The sequence below is a fragment of the Pinirhizobacter sp. genome (assembly GCF_035317885.1).
Lineage (GTDB): Bacteria > Pseudomonadota > Gammaproteobacteria > Xanthomonadales > Rhodanobacteraceae > Pinirhizobacter.
Window position 1 is genome coordinate 1 of sequence record NZ_DATHFX010000432.1, and the last position, 3,156, is coordinate 3,156.

At 66.3% G+C, this 3,156-nt stretch carries 4 protein-coding genes; 2 read left to right on the top strand and 2 right to left on the bottom strand.

Features of this window, described 5'->3' with window-relative positions:
• Both VK519_RS14235 and VK519_RS14240 read right to left on the bottom strand, forming a co-directional pair.
• A partial coding sequence (locus tag VK519_RS14235) for a hypothetical protein (RefSeq protein WP_324350821.1) occupies positions 1-693 on the bottom strand: 693 nt, incomplete at its 3' end.
• On the bottom strand, positions 690-1,355 hold the full coding sequence (locus tag VK519_RS14240) for a response regulator transcription factor (RefSeq protein WP_324350822.1): 666 nt from the start codon (positions 1,353-1,355) through the stop codon (positions 690-692). The genes VK519_RS14240 and VK519_RS14235, both read right to left, overlap by 4 nt.
• Before the next feature lie 109 nt (positions 1,356-1,464).
• On the opposite strand from VK519_RS14240, the gene rng reads away from it, so the two are divergent.
• A complete protein-coding gene (rng, locus tag VK519_RS14245) occupies positions 1,465-2,943 on the top strand; it encodes a ribonuclease G (RefSeq protein WP_324350823.1) in 1,479 nt (492 codons plus the stop codon).
• Positions 2,944-2,970: 27 nt separating this feature from the next.
• Positions 2,971-3,156 (top strand): hypothetical protein (locus VK519_RS14250; protein WP_324350825.1); only part of this gene is annotated, 186 nt, incomplete at its 3' end.

The window sequence follows — 3,156 nt, forward strand, 5'->3', positions numbered from 1 at the left end:
GCGGGCCACGAGGGGTTCGAGCTCTTTTACCCCCGCTCCGGGCAGGCGGCTTGCTGGCGCCTGCGGGCCGATGCCACGCATGCGTTCGGCCAGCGTGCGCAGCGGGGTCAGTCCCCGGCGCACCAGCCAGGGCACCGCCAGCAACATGGCCAGGGAAGCCGCCACCGGCCCCAGGGCCAAGATCCAGTCCATGGTCAGCAGTAGCTGGTCCATGTCGTGCCGGGGGCGGCTGACCAGCAGCCAGCAGGTCCGGGGCGGCTGCGCGGCGACCCCCCGGGCGGCCAGGTAGGGAGCGTCGAAACGAAACATTACTGTCTGCGTGCCGCCGGCGTCGTCCAGTTCGTCGAAACGGGGCGTGGTGGTGGCCTGTCCAGGCCATCCAGGTGGCGCGGGCGGCGGCGGTTCGCTGCGCGTGGTCGCACGCCCCTCGCAGCGCAGTTCGTATGAAATGGGCGCATCGCCGCCCAGCAGCGACGGTTGGATGCCACTGGAAGACGCCACCAGGCGGCCTTCCTCGAACTCCACCACCGTGGTCAGGGCCTTGGCCTGGGCCAGCAGGGCATCGCGGAAGCGGGCATCGAGCTCGCTGTCCACCTGGTGATCCATGAACAGGGCCACGGCGCCCATCGCCAGCAGTACTGCCAGCGCCAGTGGCGCGGTCAGCCGCCACGCCAACGATGCTGGCCGGCTCACGGGATGATGTACCCGGCGCCGCGGCGGGTTTCGATCAGCAGGGGCAGGCCGGCCGCGGCGAGCTTCCGGCGCAGGCCGAATACCATTACCTCCACGCTGCGATCGGAGGTGCCGGTGTCGCTACCGGCCGTGCGTTCGAGGATCTCCACCCGGCTGAAGGCGCGCCCGCGGTGCCGCAGGAGAAGCGAGAGGATGCCGAATTCACGCGGGGTGAGGGCCAGCACCTGGTCGTCGACGCGGGCTTCGCGGGCCCGTGGATCGAGGCTGAGGCCGCCCAGCGTCAGCGTGGCCGGCTGGGCTTCGCGGGGACGCCGGGCGAGTGCATGCAGGCGGGCCAGCAGCTCGTCGAAGGAAAACGGCTTCACCAGGTAATCGTCGGCACCGGTGTCCAGGGCCTGGATGCGGTCGCCCACGGCGTCCCGGGCGGACAGCACGATCACCCCCGGCCGCTGGCCGCCGCGGGGCAATTCCTTAAGCACCCCAAGGCCATCCAGGCGGGGCAGCATGAGGTCGAGCACGATGAGTTCGTATTCGTAGGCAGCCAGGAACGACAACGCCTCCACGCCGTCGGCGGCGGTGTCCACTGTGAACCCGGCAGCCGCCAGGCCCCGCGACAAGGTGCCGCGGAGGCGGTCCGAATCCTCGACCAGGAGAAGCTTCATGGGCGCCGACAATAACCGATGTGCGGCCCATCGCAGCAGGGTTGGCATTACTGCATCGACAGGTTCTTGATCCAGCAGCTATAAAGATGGATCAAAGAAGGATCCAGCGGTGAGTGAAGAAATCCTGATCAACGTCACCCCCCGCGAAACCCGCGTGGCCGTGGTCGAGAACGGCATGCTGCAGGAGGTCCACGTCGAGCGTGCGCTCAAACGCGGCTATGTGGGCAATGTCTACAAGGGCAGGGTGCAACGGGTCATGCCGGGCATGCAGGCGGTGTTCGTGGAGATCGGCCTGGACCGGGCCGCGTTCCTGCACGCCTCGGACATCGTCAGGCCGCACCCGCCTGGTGGCGAGGGCGAAGCCAACGGCAACGGTGGCCCCACCCCCAGCATCAGCGAACTGGTGCACGAGGGCCAGGAAATCGTGGTCCAGGTGGTCAAGGATCCGATAGGCACCAAGGGCGCGCGCCTGTCCACGCACCTTTCCATCCCCTCCCGCTACCTGGTGCTGCTGCCGCAGGCCCGTACCCTGGGTGTGTCGGTGCGCATCGAGGACGAATCCGAACGCCAGCGCCTGAAGGATGTCCTTACTCCCCTGCTGGGGGAAAAACCGCTCGGCTACATCGTGCGCACCAATGCGGAGGGACAATCGGAAGAATCGCTCGCCTTCGATGTCACCTATCTTGGCAAGGTCTGGCGCGTCGTGCAGGAAAACATCGTCAAGGCGAAGGTCGGCGAGCGCGTCTACGAGGAACTCTCCCTGCCGCTTCGCGCATTGCGCGATTCGCTCAACGACGGCATCGAGAAAGTGCGGGTGGATTCGCGCGAAACGTTCGAGAAGGTCGCAAGGTTCGTGCACAAGTTCATGCCGGTGCTCGACGACCGCATCGAACACTACTCAGGCGAACGGCCGATCTTCGACCTCTACGGCGTCGAGGACGAAATCCAGCGCGCGCTGCGCAAGGAAGTGCCGCTCAAATCCGGCGGGTACCTGATCGTCGACCAGACCGAGGCGATGACCACCATCGATGTCAACACCGGCGGTTACGTTGGCACTCGCAACCTGGAGGAAACGGTCTACCGCACGAACCTGGAGGCAGCGCAGGCTGCCTCGCGGCAACTGCGGCTGCGCAACCTGGGCGGCATCATCATCATCGATTTCATCGACATGATCGACGACGAACACAAGCGCCAGGTGCTGCGCATGCTCGAGAAAGGCCTTGCGCGCGACCACGCCAAGACCACCGTGTACCCGATGTCGGCGCTGGGGCTGGTGGAAATGACGCGCAAGCGCACCACCGAGAGCCTCGAACGGCAGTTGTGCGAACCGTGCCCTGCCTGCAGCGGCAGGGGCACGCTGAAGACCGCCGAAACCGTCACCTATGAAATCTTCCGGGAAATTACCCGGGCCGTGCGCCAGTTCAATGCCGAGAAACTGCTGGTGATGGCCAGTCCCAAGGTGGTGGGCCGGATCCTCGAGGAGGAGTCCGCTGCCGTGGCCGAACTGGAGGAGTTCATCTCCAAAAGCATACGCTTCCAGGCCGAAGAACATTATTCGCAGGAACAGTTCGATGTGGTCTTGCTCTGACCGACCGCGCGCCGTGGCGTGCCGTCGGTGACCCACCCCTGGCAGCACCGCTGGCGCCGGCTGCGCTTCGCCATCATCGGCCTTGTCGCCGGTGTGTTGATCCTTGCCGCCGTGACGATGGCGCTGGGGCAGTTGTTGCTGCCGTTGGCGGCACGTTACCCCGCGCGCGTGGCGGCGATCCTTAGCGACCGCCTGCACCGCGACATCCGCTTT